This window comes from Streptomyces sp. NPDC046859, from assembly GCF_040645135.1.
Lineage (GTDB): Bacteria > Actinomycetota > Actinomycetes > Streptomycetales > Streptomycetaceae > Streptomyces.
Window position 1 is genome coordinate 305,596 of the sequence record NZ_JBEYXR010000004.1, and the last position, 21,632, is coordinate 327,227.

The 21,632-nt window shown below is 72.4% G+C and carries 16 protein-coding genes; 5 read left to right on the forward strand and 11 right to left on the reverse strand.

Translation table 11 applies throughout. The features are described from left to right. Positions 1–16 precede the first annotated feature (16 nt). The 9 genes from ABZ899_RS07710 to ABZ899_RS07750 all read right to left on the reverse strand — a co-directional run bounded on the left by ABZ899_RS07710 (position 17) and on the right by ABZ899_RS07750 (position 10,859). Positions 17–1,564, reverse strand: a complete 1,548-nt coding sequence (locus ABZ899_RS07710; protein ID WP_361342200.1) for an NCS1 family nucleobase:cation symporter-1 — start codon at positions 1,562–1,564, stop codon at positions 17–19. Positions 1,565–1,692: 128 nt separating this feature from the next. Further along, positions 1,693–2,715: a TIGR03842 family LLM class F420-dependent oxidoreductase gene (locus ABZ899_RS07715; protein WP_361342203.1), complete on the reverse strand. Its 1,023-nt coding sequence runs from the start codon at positions 2,713–2,715 to the stop codon at positions 1,693–1,695. A gap of 11 nt (positions 2,716–2,726) precedes the next feature. Continuing rightward, complete coding sequence (hydA, locus tag ABZ899_RS07720; RefSeq protein ID WP_361342205.1) at positions 2,727–4,130, reverse strand: dihydropyrimidinase; 1,404 nt, start codon at positions 4,128–4,130, stop codon at positions 2,727–2,729. A 33-nt stretch (positions 4,131–4,163) separates the two neighbouring features. Then, positions 4,164–5,006, reverse strand: coding sequence for a nitrilase-related carbon-nitrogen hydrolase (locus ABZ899_RS07725; RefSeq protein WP_361342208.1), 843 nt, complete (start codon positions 5,004–5,006; stop codon positions 4,164–4,166). Positions 5,007–5,162: 156 nt separating this feature from the next. Next, a complete protein-coding gene (locus ABZ899_RS07730; protein WP_361342211.1) occupies positions 5,163–6,737 on the reverse strand; it encodes a PucR family transcriptional regulator ligand-binding domain-containing protein in 1,575 nt (524 codons plus the stop codon). Between the two features lie 38 nt (positions 6,738–6,775). After that, positions 6,776–8,059 carry an aspartate aminotransferase family protein gene (locus tag ABZ899_RS07735; RefSeq protein WP_361342213.1) on the reverse strand — a complete coding sequence of 428 codons (1,284 nt, stop codon included), beginning with the start codon at positions 8,057–8,059 and terminating at the stop codon, positions 6,776–6,778. Continuing rightward, the gene (locus tag ABZ899_RS07740; RefSeq protein WP_361342216.1) at positions 8,056–8,898 is read right to left on the reverse strand and encodes a nitrilase-related carbon-nitrogen hydrolase; all 843 of its coding nucleotides are present in this window, start codon (positions 8,896–8,898) and stop codon (positions 8,056–8,058) included. The genes ABZ899_RS07735 and ABZ899_RS07740 overlap by 4 nt, the downstream gene beginning before the upstream one ends. A gap of 194 nt (positions 8,899–9,092) precedes the next feature. Continuing rightward, on the reverse strand, positions 9,093–10,466 hold the full coding sequence (locus tag ABZ899_RS07745) for a hypothetical protein (RefSeq protein WP_361342219.1): 1,374 nt from the start codon (positions 10,464–10,466) through the stop codon (positions 9,093–9,095). 126 nt (positions 10,467–10,592) lie between these two features. Beyond that, positions 10,593–10,859 (reverse strand): helix-turn-helix domain-containing protein, encoded by a 267-nt coding sequence (locus ABZ899_RS07750; RefSeq protein ID WP_361342221.1) that lies wholly within the window; start codon positions 10,857–10,859, stop codon positions 10,593–10,595. Positions 10,860–10,921: 62 nt separating this feature from the next. Between ABZ899_RS07750 and map the strand changes: the two genes are divergently transcribed. Together map and ABZ899_RS07760 are read left to right on the forward strand one after the other, a co-directional pair. Beyond that, positions 10,922–11,689, forward strand: a complete 768-nt coding sequence (gene map, locus ABZ899_RS07755) for a type I methionyl aminopeptidase (protein ID WP_361342223.1) — start codon at positions 10,922–10,924, stop codon at positions 11,687–11,689. A 182-nt stretch (positions 11,690–11,871) separates the two neighbouring features. Further along, positions 11,872–14,427, forward strand: a complete 2,556-nt coding sequence (locus ABZ899_RS07760) for an ATP-dependent Clp protease ATP-binding subunit (protein ID WP_361342226.1) — start codon at positions 11,872–11,874, stop codon at positions 14,425–14,427. A 15-nt stretch (positions 14,428–14,442) separates the two neighbouring features. Here ABZ899_RS07760 and ggt read toward each other — a convergent pair whose 3' ends face one another. After that, positions 14,443–16,245, reverse strand: coding sequence for a gamma-glutamyltransferase (ggt, locus tag ABZ899_RS07765; RefSeq protein WP_361342228.1), 1,803 nt, complete (start codon positions 16,243–16,245; stop codon positions 14,443–14,445). Between the two features lie 142 nt (positions 16,246–16,387). Between ggt and ABZ899_RS07770 the strand changes: the two genes are divergently transcribed. Together ABZ899_RS07770 and ABZ899_RS07775 are read left to right on the forward strand one after the other, a co-directional pair. After that, on the forward strand, positions 16,388–17,140 hold the full coding sequence (locus tag ABZ899_RS07770) for a hypothetical protein (RefSeq protein WP_361342231.1): 753 nt from the start codon (positions 16,388–16,390) through the stop codon (positions 17,138–17,140). Positions 17,141–17,256: 116 nt separating this feature from the next. Further along, a complete protein-coding gene (locus ABZ899_RS07775) occupies positions 17,257–18,825 on the forward strand; it encodes a CocE/NonD family hydrolase (protein WP_361342234.1) in 1,569 nt (522 codons plus the stop codon). Positions 18,826–19,249: 424 nt separating this feature from the next. Here ABZ899_RS07775 and ABZ899_RS07780 read toward each other — a convergent pair whose 3' ends face one another. Continuing rightward, the gene (locus tag ABZ899_RS07780) at positions 19,250–19,657 is read right to left on the reverse strand and encodes a DUF6278 family protein (RefSeq protein ID WP_361342237.1); all 408 of its coding nucleotides are present in this window, start codon (positions 19,655–19,657) and stop codon (positions 19,250–19,252) included. A 194-nt stretch (positions 19,658–19,851) separates the two neighbouring features. Here ABZ899_RS07780 and ABZ899_RS07785 point away from each other — a divergent pair, with 194 nt between their 5' ends. After that, on the forward strand, positions 19,852–21,615 hold the full coding sequence (locus tag ABZ899_RS07785) for an SGNH/GDSL hydrolase family protein (RefSeq protein ID WP_361342240.1): 1,764 nt from the start codon (positions 19,852–19,854) through the stop codon (positions 21,613–21,615). Positions 21,616–21,632 lie beyond the last annotated feature (17 nt).

Sequence of the window (21,632 nt, forward strand, 5' to 3'; positions counted from 1 at the left end):
TCCGGCGCCGCGCCCGTCAGGCCCTGGCGGGCTCCCTGCGGCCGCCCATCAGCACCACGTACAGCACGAGCGACGTGGCCAGGCCCACCGCCCAGCCGTAGTCGGCGAGCGGCTTGAGGAACGGGATCAGCCCGTCGGCCGGGAAGGGGCCGGTCCGGCTGCCGTCGGCGCCCACCCCCGAGTACGAGCCGCCGACCGCGAGGACGCCGCCCACCAGGAAGGCGGCGATGGCCCGCCAGTTCCAGCCGGAGGAGTACCAGTAGCGTCCGCCGGGGGTGTACAGGTCCGCGAGGTGCAGGACCGTGCGGCGCACGATCCAGTAGTCGGCGATGAGGATGCCGGCGACCGTGCCGAGCAGACCGCCGACCACGCCGAGCCAGGTGAAGATGTAGAACTCGGGCGTGGAGATCAGCTTCCACGGGAAGATCAGGATGCCGACGACACCCGTGATCAGCGCGCCCGTACGGAAGTTGATGAGCTTGGGAGCCAGGTTCGCCAGGTCGTACGCCGGGGAGACGACGTTGGCCGCGATGTTCACCGAGACGGTGGCGATCAGGACGACGATCAGCGCGAACAGCAGGCCGAAGGCGCTGTCGGTCTTCGCCGCCAGCGCGACCGGGTCCCAGATCGCCTCGCCGTAGACCGCCTCGGAGCCGGAGGTGACCAGGACGGCGAGGACGGCGAACAGGGTCATCGTGGTGGGCAGGCCCAGCGACTGGCCCCAGGTCTGGGCGCGCTGGCTGGAGCCGAAGCGGGTGAAGTCGGGGATGTTCAGGGACAGCGTGGCCCAGAAGCCGATCATTCCCATCAGGGACGGGAAGAAGACCGGCCAGAAGTCGGGGCCCCAGCCGAGCTTCGAGGGCTGGTCGAGCAGGGCGCCGAACCCGTCCGCCTTGACCGCGATCCAGACCAGCAGGACCAGCGCGCCGACGATCACGAAGGGCGCGGCCCAGTTCTCGAAGTGCCGCAAGAAGTCCATGCCGCGGTGGATGATGGCGATCTGCACCGCCCAGAACAGCAGGAAGCACAGCCACAGCGGCCAGGGGTTGCCCGCGATCTTGCCGGCGTTCTCCCAGTGCCCGCCGGTGAGTTTGGAGCCGAGGGCGAAGATGCCGCTGCCGCCGATCCAGGTCTGGATGCCGAACCAGCCGCAGGCCACGGCCGCCCGGATCATCGCCGGGATGTTGGCGCCGCGCAGCCCGAAGGAGGCGCGCGCGAGCACCGGGAAGGGGATGCCGTACTTGGGTCCGGCGTGCCCGGTGGCCAGCATCGGCAGGAGCACGATGACGTTGGCGAGCGCGATGGTGAAGACGGCCTGCTTCCAGTCCATGCCGAGGGCGACCAGGCCGGAGGCCAGGGTCCAACTGGGGATGCAGTGCGCCATGGAGATCCACAGCGCCGCGAAGTTGTACGTCGTCCACTTGCGCTCGGCGACCGGGACCGGGCGCAGGTCCTCGTTGGCGAAGGGGCTGTCGGAGGGAAACGCCTCGGGGGCGAGTTCGACGCGGCCGCCGGGGAGGGCGGTCTGCGGTATGGATGACCCCGTGGGGACTGTGTCTGTCATGGGCAGGCCAATCAATCGGGCGGGACGGGAGAGGCCGTGCGGGCCCCAGGGCCCTCCCCGGGACGGCGGGGAGGGTGACGAGGGGTGGGGGGTCGGGTGCAGCCGTCAGGCGAACGCGCCTGTGCGGGTCAGGAGTTCACGGCGGGGATGATCGACGTGCCGTACGCGTCGATCACGGCCTCCTGCGCGTCGTGCATGTCGTAGACGGCGAACTGGTCGACGCCGAGCTCACGCAGCGCGTTCAGCTTCTCGATGTGCCTCTCGACCGGTCCGACGAGGCAGAACCGGTCGACGATCTCGTCGGGGACGAAGGCGGTGTCGGGGTTGTCGGCCCGGCCGTGGTGCGCGTAGTCGTACCCCTGCCGGGCCTTGATGTAGTCGGTCAGCTCCTCGGGTACGGCCGAGGAGTGCTCGCCGTACTTGGCGACCAGGTCGGCCACGTGGTTGCCGACCATCCCGCCGAACCAGCGGCACTGCTCACGGGCGTGGGCGAGCGCCTCGGGCGAGTCGTCCTCGGTGACGTAGGCGGGGGCGGCGACGCAGATCGTCACCTCGGACGGGTCGCGGCCCGCGGCGGCCGCCGCGTCCTTCACGGCCTTCACCATGTACTCGGTCAGATAGAGGTCGGCCAGCTGCAGGATGAACCCGTCGGCCTCCTCACCGGTCATCTTCAGCGCCTTCGGGCCGTACGCCGCCATCCACACCGGGAGTTCGGCGTCGGGCTCGATCCAGGGGAACCGGACGACCGTGCCGCCGCCGAGGTCGGCCTCCCGCCCGCTGCCGAGCGCCCGGATGACCTTCATGGCGTCACTGATCCGGGCCAGCGTGTTGGGCTTGCGCCCGGCCACGCGCATCGCCGAGTCGCCGCGGCCGATCCCGCACACCGTGCGGTTGCCGAACATGTCGTTGAGCGTGGCGAAGGTCGAGGCGGTCACCTCCCAGGTGCGGGTGCCCGGGTTGGTGACCATCGGGCCGACCTTCAGATGCCGCGTCCGGGCCAGGATCTGGCTGTAGATGACGAACGGCTCCTGCCACAGCACGGCCGAGTCGAAGGTCCAGCCGTAGGTGAACCCGTTGTCCTCGGCGCGCCGCATCAGGTCGACGACCCGCGAGGCCGGCGGGTCCGTCTGCAGGACGAGTCCAAAGTCCATGTGCTCCGCTCCTAGCTCAGGTACTGACAGGTGGAGCGGGGCGTGTAGACACCGTGCCCGGCGCGGCCGGTGTACTCCCGCTCGGTGATGACGGGCTCGCCGCGTGAGAGGACCGTCTCGACCCGGCCGGTGGTCCGCCGGCCCTCGTACGCCGAGTAGTCGACGTTCATGTGGTGGGTCTCGGCGGACATGACCTGCTCGGCGTGCGGGTCGTAGATCACGACGTCCGCGTCCGCGCCAGGCGCGAGGGTGCCCTTCTTCGGGTACATGCCGAACATCCGGGCCGGTGTGGCGCAGGCGATCTCGATCCAGCGGCGGCGCGAGATGTGCCCGTCGACCACGGCCTGGTGCAGCAGGTCCATGCGGTTCTCGACGCCCGGGAGGCCGTTGGGGATCTTCGAGAAGTCCCCGCGTCCCAGCTCCTTCTGGCCCACGAAGCAGAACGGGCAGTGGTCGGTGGAGACGACCTGGAGGTCGTTGGTCCGCAGCCCCTTCCACAGCTGCGCCTGGTGCTCCTTCGGCCGCAGCGGCGTCGAGCACACGTATTTCGCCCCCTCGAAGTCCGGCTCCGCCAGGTTGTCGGTGGACAGGAACAGGTACTGCGGGCAGGTCTCCCCGAAGACGTTCAGTCCGTCGTCGCGCGCCCTCGCGAGCTCCGCGACCGCCTCCGCCGCCGAGACGTGCACGACGTACAGCGGCGCGCCCGCGACCTGGGCGAGCTTGATGGCGCGATGGGTGGCCTCGGCCTCCAGCAGGGCCCTGCGCACCTCGCCGTGGTAGCGCGGGTCGGTCTCGCCGCGGGCCAGCGCCTGTTCGACGAGGACGTCGATGGCGATGCCGTTCTCGGCATGCATCATGATCAGCCCGCCGTTGTCGGCGGAGCGCTGCATGGCGCGCAGGATCTGGCCGTCGTCGGAGTAGAAGACCCCCGGGTAGGCCATGAACTGCTTGAAGGAGGTGACGCCCTCCTCCACCAGCAGATCCATCTCCTTGAGCGTCTCCTCGTTCACATCGGAGACGATCATGTGGAAGCCGTAGTCGATCGCGCAGTTGCCCTCCGCCTTGGCGTGCCAGGCGTCCAGGCCCTCGCGCAGGGTGTGGCCCACGCTCTGCACGGCGAAGTCCACGATCGTGGTGGTGCCGCCCCAGGCGGCGGCCCGGGTGCCGGTCTCGAAGGTGTCGGAGGCGAAGGTGCCGCCGAACGGCAGCTCCATATGGGTGTGGACGTCGACGCCGCCCGGGATGACGTACTTGCCGGTGGCGTCGATGGTCCGCTCGGCGGTCCAGCCCTCGGCGGCCGGAGTGCCGCTCGCGGCGAGGGCGGCGATCCGGCCGTCCTCGATCAGGACGTCGGCGTGCATCTCGTCGGACGCGGTGATGACGAGACCACCGCGGATGACGGTACGGCTGCTCATTCTCCCTCTCCTACCGTGCTCGGCACTGGGGTCTTACGGGGCGGTGATCGGTCCGTAGGCGTCGGGCCGGCGGTCCCGGAAGAACTGCCAGCGGTCGCGGACCTCGCGGAGTTTCGCCAGGTCCAGGTCGCGCACGACGAGTTCGGTCTCCTTGTCGCCGGCGACCTCGCCCACGAACTGCGCCTCGGGGTCCACGAAGTACGTGGTGCCGTAGAAGTCGTTGTCGCCCAGGTCCTCGACGCCGACCCGGTTGATCGCGCCGACGAAGTACTCGTTGGCGACGGCCGCCGCGGGCTGCTCCAGCTGCCAGAGGTAGCGGGACAGTCCGCGCGAGGTCGCCGACGGGTTGAAGACGATCTCGGCGCCGGCCAGCCCGAGTGCCCGCCAGCCCTCCGGGAAGTGCCGGTCGTAGCAGATGTAGACGCCGACCTTGCCTACGGCCGTGTCGAAGACGGGCCAGCCCAGGTTGCCCGGCCGGAAGTAGAACTTCTCCCAGAAGCCCGGCACCTGGGGGATGTGGTGCTTGCGGTACTTGCCCAGGTACGAGCCGTCCGCGTCGATCACGGCGGCCGTGTTGTAGAGGACGCCGGGCTGCTCCTCCTCGTACACGGGCAGGATCAGGACGATGCCCAGCTCACGGGCGAGATCCTGGAATCGGCGGACGATCGGGCCCTCGGGCACCTGCTCGGCGTACTCGTAGAACGCCTTGTCCTGCACCTGGCAGAAGTACGGGCCGTAGAACAGCTCCTGGAAGCAGAGCACTTGGGCGCCCTGGGCGGCCGCGTCCCGGACCGCCTGCTCGTGCACCTGGATCATCGACTCCTTGTCGCCGGTCCAGGCGGCCTGGAAGAGGGCGGCGCGGATCACTGGGCTCATCGGGACCTCCGGGTCGCTCGGTGTGCAGCGAGCGTAGGAAGCCCGGTGATCGGCTTTGAGTGGCACCGTGTCACGTCTGCGGCCGTGGCGCGTGCCACGGTGTCACCCTGTCGTGGACCCATGTTTCACCGCCGTTTTCCCAGGTCATTGGATGTTTCAGCCGTGTTGCGCGTCATGCGCGAGGAGTGCGATGTGCACCGAGGCGGCCTGCTCGAAGTCGTCGAGGTCGACCCCGAGCCGGGTCTGTATCGCCTCCAGGCGGCGGTACAGCGCGGGCCGCGAGACATGGTGGAGCTGGGCGGTGCGGGACTTGTTGCGGCCGGTGGCGAGATAGGTGCGCAGGACTGCCAGGAGGTCCTCGTCGGGTCCGCGGAGCAGCCCGTCCAGCTCGCGCTCGGCGAACGACTGCACCTGCGGATCGTCCCGGAGCAGCCGGACCAGACCGCGCAGATGCACGTCCCGCAGCCGGACCACGGCGGGGAGGTCGAGGGGCGCGGAGGAGTCGGCGACGGCGTCCGCCACGTGCTGGGCCTCGCGCAGTCCGGTGGGCACCTCGTCCCACCCGGTCCGGGCGTCGGCGGCGGCCACCACGGTCCGCTCGTCCCCCGCCTCCGAGCGCACCCGGGCCGCGAAGTTGGCGGCGAGCACACCGGCGTCCTGGTCCCGGGCGAGGCTGAGCAGCACGGCGGTGGCCCCGTCCGCGAGTTCGGCGACGATCCCGGACAGGCCCAGCAGGCGCAGCACCCGCTCCAGCCGGGCGGCCTCGCCGTCGCGCACGACGAGCGGCACGAACGTCCGCCGGTTGACGGGCAGTCCGGCCGCCCGGGCGCGCGGCAGCAGCTGACGGGCCGGGACGACCCCGCTGACCAGGTCGGTGAGCAGGCGCTGGGCGGACTGCTCCTCCCAGCTGTGCGCGGCGGGGCCGCCGAGCATCCGGTGCAGGACGACCGCCTCGGCGGCGCGGTCGGCGAGGAGCCGGCCGGTGGCGGTGTCGCCGCGATACCCGCACAGCACGAGCCGGCCCCAGCGTTCGCCGCGTCCGCCGAGTTCGGCGCGGATCCAGCCGTCGCCCTCGCTGCCCCCGGCCTGGCGGGCGATGCGCTCCCAGTCGCGCAGCACGTCGTCCACGGCGGACCGCTCCCCCGCGGTGGCGAGGACGCGGTGGGCGAGGTTGGTGACGACGACGGGGCAGGCGCTGTGGGAGGCGACCTCGTCGAGCAGGCTCTGCAGCGGGGCGCCGCCGGTGATGAGCGCGGTCAGCGCGGTCCGCACCGACTCCGAGAGGCTGACGGCGGCGAACTTGCGCCGCACCAGCCGGGACTGGACCTCCTCGGTCAGCTCCGCGAACGGGAAGGGCCGGTGCAGGACGACCATGGGCAGCCCGCACCGCTCGGCGGCCCGGCGCATCACGTCGGGCGGGGCGGGGAAGGCGCGGCCGAGGCCCAGGACGAGGGCGGCGGCCTCCGCCCGGTGCAGCGAGCGGACGTACTCGGCCTGCTTCTCCTCGTCCCCGGCGAGCAGCACCCCGGTGGTCAGCACCATCTCGCCGCCGCTGAGCATCACACCGACGTCCGGGGCCTCGGCGACGTGCACCCAGCGCACCGGCCGGTCGAGCTGGCCGGCCGCGGCCACCACCTCGGGCTCGCCGGCCAGCACCCTCTCCAGGGTGAGGACCTGACGGACCGACAGGGCGGGCTGGAGGGGTTCCCAGGGCTCCGGGGTGGTGGTCATGGCGGTGTTCCCTCGCTCATGGGTCCGGACGGTGCCCGTTACAGGCTCCGCAGGGCGCTCTCCAGGATCGCGGCGCCCTCCTCGGCCTCGGCCACGGTGAGGGTCAGCGGTGGGGCGATGCGCAGGGCGCTGGTGTCGTGGCCGCCGCCCTTGCCGATGAGCAGACCGCCGGCGCGGGCCTCCTCCAGCACGGCGGACGCGGCCGCCGGGTCGGCCTCCTCGGTCCCGGGCCGGGTGAGCTCGATGCCCAGCATCAGGCCGCGCCCGCGGACCTCCCGTACGTGGGGCACCTGGGCGGCGACGGCCCGCAGCCGCTCCCGCAGCAGTCCGCCGACCCGCCGGGCGTTGCCCTGCAGGTCGTGCTCCAGGAGGTACGCCAGGTTGGCGAGGCCGGCCGCCATGGTGATCTGGGTGCCGCCGAAGGTGGAGATGCTGTTGGCGTCCAGGCAGTTCATGACGTCGGCGCGGGCGACGACCCCGCCGATGGACATGCCGTTGCCGATGCCCTTGGCGAAGGTCAGGATGTCCGGCGGGCCGGAGCGGGCGTGCGCCTGCCAGCCCCAGAAGTGGTCGCCGGTGCGGCCCCAGCCGGTCTGCACCTCGTCCGCGATCCAGAGGACGCCGCGCTCGGCGAGCACCTCGCGGAAGGCGGCGTACAGGCCGTCGGGGCCGGAGGTGAAGCCGCCGACGCCCTGGACGGGTTCGGCGATCAGCGCGGCCGGCGGGCGGGTGTGGCCGAGGACGTCCTTGAGGTCGGCGACGCAGGCGGCGATGAACTCCTGGTCGTCGAGGTGCGCGAACGGGCCGCGGGTGCGCACGCCGCCGTGCACGTAGAGCGTCTGCAGCGGGGAGAGCGAGGTGGGTGACCAGCCGCGATTGCCGGTGACGCCGACGGCGCTGAAGGAGCGGCCGTGGTAGCTGTTGCGCATCGCCAGGACGGTGTTGCTGCGCCGGTAGGTGGTCGCGAGCAGCAGCGCGGTGTCGTTGGCCTCGGTGCCCGAGGTGGTGAAGAAGACGCGGGCGTCCGGGATGCCGCTCAACTCGGCGATCCGCTCCGCGAGTTCCACCATCGGCCGGTTGAGGTAGAGGGTGGAGGAGTGCAGGATGCGGCCGGCCTGCTCACTGATCGCCTTGGTGACCTCGGGCAGGGCGTGCGCGGTCATCGTGGTGAGGATCCCGCCGAAGAAGTCGAGGTAGCGGTTGCCCTCGGCGTCCCAGACACGGCGGCCCTCGCCGTGGGTGATCTCCAGCGGCTCCTCGTAGTAGAGGGCGAGCCAGTCGGGCAGGACGGCGTGGTGGCGTCCCAGCAGGTCCTTGGTCACGGCTGCACCAGCCCTTCGTAGGCGTCGGGGCGGCGGTCGCGGTAGAACGCCCACTGCTGCCGCACCTCCTCGATGACGTCGAAGTCGAGGTCGCGGACGAGGAGTTCCTCGGCCTTGTCGTCGGCGACCTCGCCGACGAACTGTCCGCGCGGGTCGACGAAGTACGACGTCCCGTAGAAGTCGTTGTCGCCGTACTCCTCGACGCCGACACGGTTGATCGCGGCGACGAAGTACTCGTTGGCGACGGCCGCCGCGGGCTGCTCCAGACGCCAGAGGTGGGAGGACAGACCCCGGTGGGTGGCGGAGGGGTTGTAGACCAGCTGGGCGCCGTTCAGGCCGAGTTGGCGCCAGCCCTCCGGGAAGTGCCGGTCGTAGCAGATGTAGACGCCGACCTTGCCGACGGCGGTGTCGAAGACCGGCCAGCCGAGGTTGCCGGGCTTGAAGTAGTACTTCTCCCAGAAGCCCTTGACCTGCGGGATGTGGTGCTTGCGGTACTTGCCGAGGAAGGTGCCGTCGGCGTCGATCACGGCCGCGGTGTTGTAGTAGAAGCCCGACTGCTCGACCTCGAAGACGGGCACGACGATCACCATGCCGGTCTCGCGGGCGAGGTCCCGCATCCGCTGCACGGTCGGCCCGTCGGGGACCGGCTCGGCCCAGGCGTAGTGCTCCGGCTCCTGGACCTGGCAGAAGTACGGGGCGTTGAAGACCTCCTGGAAGCCGATGATCTTCGCGCCCTGCCGGGCCGCCTCCCGGGCGTGCTCCTCGTGTTTCGCCACCATGGACTCGGTGTCACCGGTCCAGGTGGCCTGGACCAGAGCGGCACGAACGACGTTGGCCATGAGCTGCTCCTTCGACGGGACGTCAGAGCCTCTACGCCCGTAGAGGGGGCCGTAGAGGCTCGAAAGTAAGCCCCTGGAACAGCCTTGCCAAGACCATCGTCGTTAACCCGCTGACTCCATCTCGTTTCACACCCCTGAGGGTGACGGATGGGGCCGGTGGGAGGGACCTGGCAGACGCGGTTCCGGCCCGCCCGTCAGGCGGTGAAGCCCGCGACCCGCAGGGCGTGGACCAGGTCCCAGTACCGCTCGTCGGAGACGCCCCGGGCCGCGTCCAGCAGGAGCGGCACCAGCGTCCCGGGGCCGGCGGCGGCGCTGCGGGCGGCCTCCTCCGGGGTCCGGACGCGGACGTACGCGTCGAGCAGCGCCCGCACCTCCCGGTGCCGTCCCTCGTCGGCCAGGCCCGTCACGGCCCGCCCTATCTCCGGCGCGGGCCGCACCACGCCCTCCCGCAGGATGCGCTCCCCGTCCTCGACGTGTCCGGCCGCCGTGAGGACGTCGGCGGCGGCCACCAGGCGCTCGGCGGGCAGGGAGGCGGCCTCCCACAGCAGGGTCGCCCAGTCGGCGGCGAGCCCGGCGTGCCGCATCTCGGTGGCGAGCAGCGGGAAGCGGGCGGCGGGCCAGTACGACATCTCCACGAGCAGGGCGTGCGCCTCGCCGCTTCGTCCGGCGCCACGCAGCCGCCGCAACGCCTCGACCGTGGCGAGGACCTCCTCGCGGTCGGCCGCTCCCAGTTCCTCGGCGGGCGGCCGGGGCACGGCCTCGGGCGTCTCCTCGGCGACGCCGGCGAACCGGGCGCCGCGTGGTGATCCGCGCCCGGTGACGGCCGGCGCGGGCAGCGGGTCCTCGACGGCCGGCGGTACGGCGACGGGGCCGGTGTCCTCCTCGGCGGCTCCGGCGAACCGGGCCCCGCCGCGGCGGCGCCTGCGCTGCTCGGGGACGGCCGGGGCGCGGTCGGCGGAGCGCCCGCTCCCGGGCCGCTCGTCGCGGTGCCGTCCGGCCTCGGGCCGTAAGGCCGACCCGTCCGGCTCCGCTTCCGGGATATGCCCGCGCGGGGGCAGGTCGCGGTGGTCGAGGGCCGCCATGCGGCGGCGCAGCTCCTCGCAGCGGGCGCTCGCGCGTGCGTGGTCGTCGCGGGCCCAGGCGAGGTCGAGGCGCAGCGCGTCGGCCTCGGCGCGGGTCGTCGCGGAGGTGAGGGCGTGCTCGAGGGCCGTGCGGCGTTCGGCGGCGTACCGCTGTTCGCGGAGCATGACGTCGAGACGGTCACCGAGGGCGTCGCGTCCGCCGGGCCGGGCGTCGTGGGCGGCGACGGCGGCGGCGTGCAGCGCGCCGGCCTGCTCGGCGTAGGGGGCCGCGTTGTCCGCGCCGTACCGGGCGGCGAGGTCGCCCAGCAGGGACTCCACCACGTCCCAGGGCGGCACCTCACGCCCGTCCAGGCAGGCGCGCATGCCTTCCGGGTCCCGTTCCCAGAACACCCCGCACCAGCCGCCGCCCTGGTCGAGGCGCGCCAGAAGGCCGTCCAGACATTTAGCGAACTCCCGCGCCTCGGCCGGGAGTTGTTCCACCGACATCGCCCAACCCCCGTCAGACCGGAACACTCCGGTCCGTCAGGCAACACCAGCCGTGTTACGAACGCGCTACGGGGGGTTTTCCAGCGGGGCTCAGAGTGCGCTCGTCCTTCCGGAAGGTGACGGGCGTCAGGCCGCGGCCTCGGCGCCGCCCTCGGGCGCGCACCGGCCGACCAGGTCGTCCATGGACAGCCCGAGGGCGGCCGCCAGCGCCGCCACCGTGAAGAAGGCGGGGGTGGGGGCGCGTCCCGTCTCGATCTTCCGCAGCGTCTCGGCCGAGACACCGGCGCTCGCCGCGACCGCCGGCATGCTGCGGTCGCCGCGGGCCTCGCGGAGCAACCGGCCGAGCCGCTCGCCGCGTTCGCGCTCTTCGGGGGTGAGAGGGGTGCGCACCATGGCGCCCATTCTAATACCGCCCCGCATCGGCACCCCATTCAAATACCGGTATAGTAATTGGCATGGTGGAGCTGAAGACGGACACGGCGATCGACGCGATGCGGGTGACGGGACAGGTGGTGGGCCGGGCGCTCACCGCGGTACGCGAGGCCGCCGACGTGGGCGTGTCCCTGCTGGAACTGGACGAGGTGGCACGCGGGGTGCTCCGGGAGGCGGGCGCGACGTCGCCCTTCCTCGGATACCGCCCCTCCTTCGCGCCCGTGCCCTTCCCCGCCGTCATCTGCGCCTCGGTCAACGACGCGATCGTGCACGGCATCCCGGACGGCTACCGGCTGCAAGACGGGGACCTGGTCTCCATCGACTGCGGCGCCCAGTTGGGCGGCTGGGCCGGCGACTCGGCGGTCAGCTTCGTCGTCGGCACCCCGCGCCCCGCCGACGTCCGGCTGATCGAGACGGCGGAGCGGGCCCTGGCGGCGGGTATCGACGCGGCCGTCGTCGGCCACCGCATCGGCGACATCGCACACGCGATCGGCTCGGTGTGCCGGTCCGCGGGGTACGGCGTCCCGGACGGCTTCGGCGGGCACGGCATCGGCCGCCGGATGCACGAGGACCCGTCCGTGCCGAACGAGGGCCGGCCGGGCCGGGGCATGCCGCTCCGGCACGGCCTGGTCCTGGCCATCGAACCGATGGTCACCGCGAGCGGCCGCGACGACTACCACGCGGCCGCGGACGGATGGACCCTGCGGACGAACGACGGGTCCCGCGCCGCCCATGTGGAGCACACCGTCGCGATCACCGCCGACGGCCCGCGCATCCTCACGGCACGCTGACCTCGGTCCCTTCACGGCGGCGCCTCCACCGCACTGCCTGGAGGTGCCTCATCCCATCGATCGTGCGAAGGTGTTCTACGAACGCGGCCAGGTGTAACCGGCGCTCGTCGAGGTTACGCGACTCCGGCAGTCGATCAGCGAGGGCGACCCTGCCCGCGCAGGGACGCCGGATGGGAACGCCCATGACCAGTGGCTACAGTGGTCCGGACGACGACTACGACCCCTTCGGAGAATTCCTCGCCCGCTTCTACGGCGGACCTCGCCCCGGCCCCCACCAGGTCGACATCGGACGGCTGCTCAGCCAGCCCGCCCGGGAGCTGGTGAGGGGGGCCGCCCAGTACGCGGCCGAGCACGGCAGCAGGGACCTGGACACCCAGCACCTGCTGCGGGCCGCCCTGGCCGCCGAGCCGACCCGGAGCCTGCTCAGCCGGGCGGGCGCGGACCCCGACTCCCTCGCCACGGAGATCGACGCGCGCTCGGGACCCGTCCAGCACCCGCCGGGCGAGTCCCCGCCGCCCACGTCGCTCTCCCTCACCCCGGCCGCCAAGCGGGCGCTGCTCGACGCACACGACCTGGCCAGGGCGCGCGGCGCCGGATACATCGGCCCGGAGCACGTGCTCGGCGCCCTCGCCGCGAACCCGGACTCGGCGGCCGGGCACATCCTCAACGCGGCCCGCTTCGCCCCCACCGGCGGGTCCCTCGACGCTTCGGAGGCGGCGCAGCCCCGGCCCGGCACCGACCAGCGGCCACGCGTCGACACCGGCACGCCCACCCTCGACAAGTACGGCCGCGATCTGACCGACCTCGCCCGGGAAGGCCGTATCGACCCGGTGATCGGCCGCGAGGAGGAGATCGAGCAGACCGTGGAGGTGCTCTCCCGGCGAGGCAAGAACAACCCGGTGCTCATCGGCGACGCCGGCGTCGGCAAGACCGCGATCGTGGAGGGTCTGGCCCAGCGGATCACCGACGGGGACGTTCCGGACATCCTCAGCGACCGCCGGGTCATCGCGCTGGACCTGACCGCGGTCGTCGCGGGCACCCGCTACCGGGGCGACTTCGAGGAGCGGCTCACCACCATCGTGGACGAGATCCGGGCCAACTCCGACCGGCTCATCGTGTTCATCGACGAGTTGCACACCGTCGTCGGCGCGGGTGGCGGCGGCGAGGGCGGCGCCTTGGACGCCGGGAACATCCTCAAGCCGGCGCTGGCCCGCGGCGAGCTGCACGTCGTCGGCGCGACGACGCTGGAGGAGTACCGCAGGATCGAGAAGGACGCCGCGCTCTCCCGCCGCTTCCAGCCGATCCTGGTCCCCGAGCCGTCCATCGCGGACGCCATCGAGATCCTGCGCGGCCTGCGCGACCGCTACGAGGCCCACCACCAGGTCCGCTACAGCGACGAGGCGCTCGTCGCCGCCGTGGAGCTGTCCGACCGCTATCTCACCGACCGCCGCCTGCCCGACAAGGCCATCGACCTGATCGACCAGGCGGGCGCCCGGGTGCGGCTGCGCTCCCGCACCAAGGGCACGGGCGTGCGGACCATGGAGCGCGAGGTCGAGCAGCTGACCCGCGACAAGGACCAGGCCGTCGCCGACGAGCAGTACGAGCAGGCGACCCAACTGCGGGACCGCATCGTCGAGTTGAAGCAGCGCATCGAGGACGCCGGCGGTGACGTCGAGATCGACGAGGGCATGCACCTGATGGTCACCACGGAGGACATCGCCGAGGTGGTCTCCCGGCAGACCGGCATCCCGGTGAGCGCCCTCACCGAGGAGGAGAAGGACCGGCTGCTCGGCCTGGAGGAGCATCTGCACAAGCGGGTGGTCGGCCAGGACGAGGCGGTGCGTGTGGTCTCCGACGCGGTGCTGCGCTCACGGGCCGGCCTCGCGAGCCCGGACCGGCCGATCGGCAGCTTCCTGTTCCTCGGCCCGACCGGCGTCGGCAAGACCGAGCTGGCCCGGGCGCTCGCCGAGGCGCTGTTCGGCAGCGAGGACCGCATGGTCCGCCTCGACATGAGCGAGTACCAGGAACGGCACACCGTCAGCCGGCTGATCGGCGCCCCGCCCGGATACGTCGGGCACGAGGAGGCCGGCCAGCTCACCGAGGTGGTGCGGCGGCACCCGTACTCGCTGCTGCTGCTCGACGAGATCGAGAAGGCCCACCCGGACGTCTTCAACGTCCTGCTCCAGGTGCTGGACGACGGCCGGCTCACCGACTCGCAGGGCCGCACGGTGGACTTCACCAACGCGGTCATCGTGATGACCAGCAACCTCGGCTCGGAGGCGATCAGCAAGGGAGGCACCGGGATCGGCTTCGGCCCGGGCGACGGGCAGGCCGACGAGGAGGCCCGCACCGAGCGCATCCTGCGCCCGCTGCGCCAGCATTTCCGGCCCGAGTTCCTCAACCGGATCGACGAGATCGTCGTCTTCCGGCAGCTGACCACCGATCAGCTGAAGAGCATCACCAACCTGATGCTGGACAAGACCCGCCGGATGCTGCGTGCCCAGGGCGTCACCGTCGACTTCACCGACGCGGCCGTGGAGTGGCTGTCCGAGCGCGGCTACCAGCCCGAGTACGGCGCCCGCCCACTGCGCCGCGTCATCCAGCGGGAGGTCGACAACGAACTCTCCCGGCTGCTGCTCGACGGCCGGATCGGCGAGGGCGGCCGGGTCACCGTCGACGTGGCGGACGGGCAGCTGGTCTTCCGCACGGAAGAGCTGCCGCCCGCCCCCGAGTTGTGAGCGTCGCGCCCGGCGTCAGCCCGCCGGGCGCACCACCATCGCGGAGCCGCCGCCGCGCCGGACCTTCTCGGCGGCGGCCAGCCACCGGCCGTCCGGCAGCCGCTGCACACCGGTGGCCGCGCCGATCTCCGGGTTGAGCCGGAAGCCGTGCCCGATGGCCTCCAGGCGCGAGCGCGACGGACTGTCGTACAGGCCTGGTTCGAGTTCGGTGGTGGCCGCGTTGCGCTGGCTGGCGCGGGGCGCGGCGATCGCGTCGACGAGCGGCAGCCCGCGGTCGAGGAAGCCGGTGAGCGTCTGCAGCACGGTGGTGATGATGGTGGCGCCGCCGGGCGAGCCGAGCGCCACGACGGGCTTGCCGTGCCGGTCCAGGACGATCGTCGGGGACATCGACGACCGCGGCCGCTTGCCCGGGCCCGGCAGATTGGGGTCGTGCACGGCGGGGGCGGCCGGGGTGAAGGAGAAGTCGGTCAGCTCGTTGTTGAGCAGGAAGCCACGGCGGGGCACCGTGATGCCGCTGCCGCCGGTCTGCTCGATGGTGAGCGTGTAGGACACGACGTTGCCCCACTTGTCGGCCACCGTGAGGTGGGTGGTGCTGTCGCCCTCGTAGGTGGTGGGGGCGGCCGTGCCGCGCGCGTCGCAGGCGGCCGGGTGGCGGGGGTCTCCGGGCGCGACGGGGCTGGTGAGCACCGCGTCGTCCTTGATGAGGCAGGCCCGCGTGTCGGCGTACCGCTGCGACAGCAGCTCCTTCGTCGGTACGTCCTCGAAGGCGGGGTCGCCGACCCAGCGGCCGCGGTCCGCGAAGGCGATGCGGCTCGCCTCGATGTAGCGGTGCAGGTACCGGACGTCGCTCGCACGCGAGAGGTCGGTCCGCTCCAGGATGTTGAGGGCCTCCCCGACGGTCGTGCCGCCGGAGGAGGACGGCGCCATGGAGTAGACGCCGAGACCGCGGTAGGTGGTCCTGGTCGGCGCCTGCGCCCGGACGCGGTAGGTCGCGAGGTCCTTGGCGGTGAGGTCGCCGGGCCGGGCGTTCCAGCCGGAACCGGGGTCCACGGGCGGCTTGTCGACCGTCCGTACGATGTCCTGCGCGAGGTCGCCGCGGTACAGCTCCCCCACGCCCTTGCGGGCCAGCTCGGCGTAGGTGCGGGCCAGGTCGGGGTTCTTGAAGGTGGAGCCGACGACGGGCAGGCGGCCGCCCGGCAGGAACAGCTTCGCGGTGTCCGGGAAGTAGCGGAACCTCGTCTCGTTGGCCGCGGTCTGCGAACGGAAGGTCTCGTCGACGGTGAAGCCGTCGCGGGCCAGCCGCTCGGCCGGCTTCAGCACCGTGCCGAGGCGTTTGCTGCCCCAGGCGTCCAGGGCCTCGCGCCAGGTGGCGGCCGTGCCGGGGGTGCCGACGCTGAGTCCGCTGGTGACGGCCTCGGCGAAGGGGATCGCGGAGCCGTTCTCCACGAACAGCCGGGAGTCGGCGCTGAGCGGTGCGGTCTCCCGGCCGTCGAGGGTGCGCACCGAACGGGACTTCGCGTCGTAGTAGACGAAGTAGCCGCCTCCGCCGACGCCGGCCGAGTAGGGCTCGGTGACGCCGAGCGCGGCGGCGGTGGCGACGGCGGCGTCGACCGCGTTGCCGCCCCCGCGCAGGATCTCGATGCCGGCGGCGGTCGCGTCGGCATCGACGCTGGCCACCGCTCCGCCGTAGCCGGCGGCCACCGGGACCTTCTCCACGGGCCGTGCGCCCCCGGGGCCGGGCGGCGCCGCCGCCCCCACCGAGAGCACGGCGGCCGAGACCGCCAGGACCGACAGTTTCCGCGCGACAGGGCGACGCATCCGCACCTCCAGTCAGGACCGTCCGCGCAGCGTAACCGCATCCCGGGGGTCCCGACAGACCCCCTCGGCCGACTGCCACGCGAACGCCACGTGTCGAACACCGGTACGTACCAGGAGCGTCGGGCCGCTAGCATGCGCGCCCATGAATGACGACGTGCGCAACATCGTCCTGGGCGTGGTCGCGGCCGGTCTCAGCGCCGCGCTCGGCTGGCTGGCCCGCACCTATCTGTGGAAGCGCAGGCTGCGCCGCAAGCAGGCGTTCTTCGGGTTGCCCGACAACGCGGAATCACTGCTTGTGGTCAACCGCGGGGCGGGCGGGCCCGAGCTGACGGTGATGCGCTACGACGTGTTCGCCCTGCTCGAACTCGCCGCCCTGATCAAGGACTGCAACGCCCACGCGCAGATCATCCCGCACGACGCGGCACGCCAGGGCTTCGGCGAGCGCACCGAGTTCTGCGTGGGCGGGCCCGCGTCCAACCGCCGTATGGCCGCGCATCTGGCCTCGCTGCTGCCAGGTGTGCGGGTGAACACGGATTCCGAACCCGGCCCGGAGCGGGGGTCGTTCCAGATCGGCTCCGAGCGCTACCCGGTGGAGGTCGGCAAGGAGGAGTACGCGCTGCTCGCCCGGCTCACCGTCGGCCAGAGCCAAGGGCCGCGGCCCGTCTTCCTGTTCTGCGGCCAGACCGCCATCACCAACCAGGCGGCCACGCGCTATCTCGCCCGCAACCACGAGCGGCTGTCCCGCAAACACGGCACCGGCTCGTTCGTGCTGCTGCTGAAGGTGGTCAACTCGCAGGCGTACGGGCCGGACGTGGTGGAGCTGGTCGCGGACGTCACGCGGGCGGCGCAGACGGCGTTGCCCGCGCCCGCGCGCAGTAGCCACCGCGCCTCTTGAGGTACATCACATTCCACTAATCGTTACTGGCACGTAACTTACCGACGGGTTACTTACGGTAAGGGACTGCGGTTACCGTCGGGTCACTTTGCAGGGAGCCGAGTGAGGAGTGACCCGTGGGAATCCAACGTCATGCCGCGCGCACGACCACCGTGGGCATCGTCGCCGCGACCCTCGTCGCCGGTGGCGTCCTCGGGTCCGCCCCGGCGGCCCAGGCGGCCCCGAACGGCGTCCGCTTCGTGGACATCACCGGCGACGGCGGCATCACCCTGAAGGCCAACGTCGTCACGCCCTCCGGCGCCCACGCAGGCGCCCGCCACCCGCTGCTCGTCCTGCCCACGAGCTGGGGCCTGCCCCAGGTCCAGTACTTCGCCCAGGCGCAGAAACTCGCCGACTCGGGGTATGTCGTGGTCAGTTACAACGTGCGCGGCTTCTGGCAGTCCGGCGGCGAGGTGGAGGTCGCCGGGCCACCGGACCTGGCGGACGCCTCCAAGGTCATCGACTGGGCCCTGGCCAACACCCCCGCCGATCCGCGGCACATCGGCATGGCGGGCGTGTCGTACGGCGCCGGGATCAGCCTGCTCGCCGCCGCGCACGACAAGCGGGTCCGGGCGGTCGCCGCGCTCAGCGGCTGGGCCGATCTCATCGGCTCGATCTACTCCGGCCGCACCCAGCACGTGCAGGCCGGCGCCCTGCTGGACGGCGCGGGCCGCGTCACCGGACGCCAGAGCGCGGAACTGAAGGGGATCTGGCACGACTTCTTCACCTCCGACCTGTCGCGGGAACAGGAGCTGATCAACTGGGGGAAGAGACGTTCGGCCGCGACCTACGTCGACCAGCTCAACGACAGCGGCGCCGCGGTCATGCTGGCCAACGCCTGGGGCGACACCGTCTTCCCGCCCAACCAGGTCGCGGACTTCTACGAGAAGCTGACGGGCCCCAAGCGCCTGGAGATGCGCCCCGGCGACCACGCCACCCCGGAGATCACGGGACTGCTCGGCGTGCCCAACGACGTCTGGAAGGACACCGAGCGCTGGTTCGACCGGCATCTGCGGGGCGAGGACAACGGCATCGACCGCGAACCGCCCGTCCAGCTCAAGCCCCGTTCCACCGGCGGCTACGAGAGCTACCCGGACTGGAAGTCCGTCGCCGCCACCGAACGCAAGCTCTCCCTCGGCGACTCGGCCACGATCCGGGCGAACGTGGACTCCGGAGCGGACGCCGGCGTCGTGTTCCTCTCCAGCATCCTCGACCAGGTGGCCCACCTGCCCCCGATGGCCTCGATCCCGCTCCTCCCCCGGCGCTGGGCGGCCGTGTGGCAGTCCGGCAAGTACCCCACCGCGCAGCACATCCGCGGAACGGCGAAGCTGCACACCACCGTCACCCCCACCGAGGAGAGCGGCACCCTCGTCGCCTATCTGTACGACGTGGGCCCGCTCGGCCTCGGCAAGCTGGTCAGCAACGCGCCGTACACCTTCCACGGGCGCACGCCCGGGCAGCCGTTCGGCCTGGACCTGGAGCTGTACTCCACGGCCTGGGACGTCCCGGCCGGGCACCGGCTGGCCCTGGTGGTCGACACGGTCGACCCGCTCTACATCGAGCACAACCCGTCCGGCGCGCGGCTGACCTTCTCCTCACCGGCGGACGACCCGTCGTACGTGTCGATCCCCCTGCGCGAGCAGTGATCTCCGGCCGGCGCCGGGCGGGTATGGCTCTGTGACTGCTGCCCCCTGCCGCCCCGTGGTCCCGAGGCCGTGGGGGGATCCCCACCCGGCAGCAGCGTCCCTGGTCGCGGTCGGGGCCACCTCCATGGCCCTGGGGACGGACGAATCATCGTAGTCGAGGTCGTGGCGGGCGTGGATCGCGGTGGGGGAAAAGCCCCTCGACCACACCCGCCCCACCCTCCCTGACGGGCGGGTCCCCTTCGTGTGCGTCGACGTCTCGCGGTTCGGCCATCGGATCGCCGGTCATGCCCAGCCCCAGTCCTCTTCAGGTGTGATGCGGTGGCCGCAAACTATCCAGGCCGAAGGGGACTCGATGTACGACACGCACTTTTCGGGCATAAGCCGTATTTACACCGCCCTTATTCCAGAAGTGCAGGTCAAAGCCTCACGTCTCAGCGACCTCCCCGTAGCACTGCGAGAGTTCGGGCACCCCGTTCACCGCCCACTCGTGCCCGGCGGCCACGACGTCGAACTCCCGTCCCGAGGCGAGCCGTACCACCGGCTGGCCGTCGGGCCGGATCATCCAGTCCGCCCCGCGCACCGTGCGCACGAGGACCGTGCCGAGGTAGAGCCCCGCGTCGTTGCCGAGCCACGGCAGGATCTCCGCGTCGTCCCGCCACCGCGGCAGCATCTGGTCGAGCGCCTCCAACGACTCGGCGCTGTCGTCGAGTCGCACCCCCGCCCGGAAGGCGAGGGACCTCAACAGCTCGCACTCGGCCAGGAGTTCGGCGATGCCCTCGGGGTCGACGGCCCCGCGCTCCTCCGGCCGGCCGCCCAGAAAAGGGATCTTCATACCTCCAGCGTGTCATTCGCACGGCCGAACGCACCACAGGCGCGCAGACCGTCGATTCGGGTCGAGTTCACGCCGAGTTCGCGCATGGCGCGTTGACGGGTCACCGCTCCCTCCCTACTTTCTCGGTGCGTCACGCGTCTCAGGAGAACCACTCGTCCGACGTCAGGTGCGGACGCGAACGGGAGGAGTCGAAGGTGCGCCGACGCAGGTGGGGTTCCGCCGTCGTCCTGGCCCTCTTCACCGTGCTGGTGCCCGGCCTCCCGGCGCAGGCGGCCTCCGCGCGCGGGCCGGGACCGCAGCCGCTGGAACGGCTCTTCGACAACACGGCCGTCAGCGACGACACCCGGCCCTCCGAGGCCGACTTCGACGGATCCGGCGCCTCGCTGTCCGCGCAGTCCCTCGCCGCCGCCGACTGGACGCCCGGCCGCACCCTGACCGTTCAGGGCGCCCGGCTGACCTGGCCCGGGCGGGGCGGCGTTCCGGACAACGTCCGGGCCGCCGGGCAGGAGGTACGGCTGCGCGGCCGGGGCGACGCCCTCGCCTTCCTGGTGGCGGGCACGGCCGGCACCGGCGTGACCGGCACCGGTGCCGTCACCTACGCCGACGGCACCCGGTCCGCGTACGCCCTCACCGCCCCCGACTGGCGCACCGGCCCGCTTGCCACGAAGGCGGTCGCCCTGGCGCACCTCAACACGCCTGGCGGTCCGCTCGCCGAACGGCCGCGGCTGTACGTCGTGACGGTGCCCCTCGCGGCCGGGCGCGAGGTCGCCTCGGTACGGCTGCCGCGGGCGCCGGCGATGCATGTGTTCGCGCTCGCCGTACGCGCCCCCGCGGCCGGCTGGACGGGGAGCTGGGCGACCGCGACCGGGGGCCACCCGGCCGTCGGCCCCTGGACGGACCGGACCCTGCGGCTCGTGGTGCACACCTCCGTGGGCGGGCCACGGGTGCGGCTGCGGTTCGACAACACCTTCGCGGCGGGGCCGGTGCGGATCGGCGGCGCGACCGTGTCCGTGCGGCGGTCGGGCGCGGAGGCGACGGGCACGCCGGTGCGCTTGTCCTTCGGCGGGGCGCGGGGCGTGCGGATCCCGGCGGGCGCCCAGGCGTACAGCGATCCGCTGGGCTTCCGGGTGCCCGGGGACGCGCATCTGCTGGTGAGCTTCCATCTGCCCGGGACCGTGCCGGCGGCGCCCGTGCACCGGCTCGCGCAGCAGCGGTCGTACGTGAGCGAGCCGGGTGACCACACGGGGGACGTCTCCGCGGCGGCCTTCCCGACCGTGCTGACCAGCTGGCCGCTGCTGACGGGGGTCGACGTGTCCGGCGGCCCGGGGTCGGTGGTGCTGCTCGGCGACTCCATCACCGACGGCGACCGGTCGACGCCGGACGCCGACCGGCGGTGGCCGGACGTGCTGGCGGACCGGCTGCGCGGCCAGAGCGAGGTGCCGCGCTACGGCGTGCTCAACGAGGGGATCTCCGGCAACCGCGTGGTCTCCGACCGGTATCCCGGTGACGGCGTGTCCACCGACACCTCCGGGGTGAGCGCGCTGCACCGCTTCGACCGGGACGTCCTGGCGCAGACGTCGGTGCGCACGGCCGTGGTCTTCGAGGGGATCAACGACGTGCGCTGGCAGGCCACGGCCGAGCAGGTCGTCGCCGGTCTGCGGGCGCTCGCCGAGCGCGGGCACGCGCACGGGCTGCGGATGCTGGCGGCGACGATCCTGCCGTGCGAGGGCGAGGCGCGGTGCACCCCGGCCGTCGACGCCGAGCGGGCCAGGATCAACGACTGGATCCGCGGGGCGGGCGTCTTCGACGGGGTGCTCGACTTCGCCGCCGTGGTGCGCGATCCGGCGCACCCGTCGCGGATGCTGCCGGCCTACGACAGCGGCGACCATCTGCACCCCGGGGACGCGGGGCTCGCCGCGCTGGCCGGATCGGTGGACCTGCGGTCGCTGGTGCCGTGAGCGGCCTGCCGGGGCGC

What these genes read in the sequence shown, in the direction of transcription:
- ABZ899_RS07780 (WP_361342237.1), bottom strand. Translation starts at nt 19,657, where the DNA reads ATGAAGATCCCTTTTCTGGGCGGCCGGCCGGAGGAGCGCGGGGCCGTC.
- ggt (WP_361342228.1), bottom strand. Translation starts at nt 16,245, where the DNA reads ATGCGTCGCCCTGTCGCGCGGAAACTGTCGGTCCTGGCGGTCTCGGCC.
- ABZ899_RS07770 (WP_361342231.1), top strand. Translation starts at nt 16,388, where the DNA reads ATGAATGACGACGTGCGCAACATCGTCCTGGGCGTGGTCGCGGCCGGT.
- ABZ899_RS07760 (WP_361342226.1), top strand. Translation starts at nt 11,872, where the DNA reads ATGACCAGTGGCTACAGTGGTCCGGACGACGACTACGACCCCTTCGGA.
- hydA (WP_361342205.1), bottom strand. Translation starts at nt 4,130, where the DNA reads ATGAGCAGCCGTACCGTCATCCGCGGTGGTCTCGTCATCACCGCGTCC.
- ABZ899_RS07750 (WP_361342221.1), bottom strand. Translation starts at nt 10,859, where the DNA reads ATGGTGCGCACCCCTCTCACCCCCGAAGAGCGCGAACGCGGCGAGCGG.
- ABZ899_RS07725 (WP_361342208.1), bottom strand. Translation starts at nt 5,006, where the DNA reads ATGAGCCCAGTGATCCGCGCCGCCCTCTTCCAGGCCGCCTGGACCGGC.
- ABZ899_RS07745 (WP_361342219.1), bottom strand. Translation starts at nt 10,466, where the DNA reads ATGTCGGTGGAACAACTCCCGGCCGAGGCGCGGGAGTTCGCTAAATGT.
- map (WP_361342223.1), top strand. Translation starts at nt 10,922, where the DNA reads ATGGTGGAGCTGAAGACGGACACGGCGATCGACGCGATGCGGGTGACG.
- ABZ899_RS07710 (WP_361342200.1), bottom strand. Translation starts at nt 1,564, where the DNA reads ATGACAGACACAGTCCCCACGGGGTCATCCATACCGCAGACCGCCCTC.
- ABZ899_RS07740 (WP_361342216.1), bottom strand. Translation starts at nt 8,898, where the DNA reads ATGGCCAACGTCGTTCGTGCCGCTCTGGTCCAGGCCACCTGGACCGGT.
- ABZ899_RS07730 (WP_361342211.1), bottom strand. Translation starts at nt 6,737, where the DNA reads ATGACCACCACCCCGGAGCCCTGGGAACCCCTCCAGCCCGCCCTGTCG.
- ABZ899_RS07715 (WP_361342203.1), bottom strand. Translation starts at nt 2,715, where the DNA reads ATGGACTTTGGACTCGTCCTGCAGACGGACCCGCCGGCCTCGCGGGTC.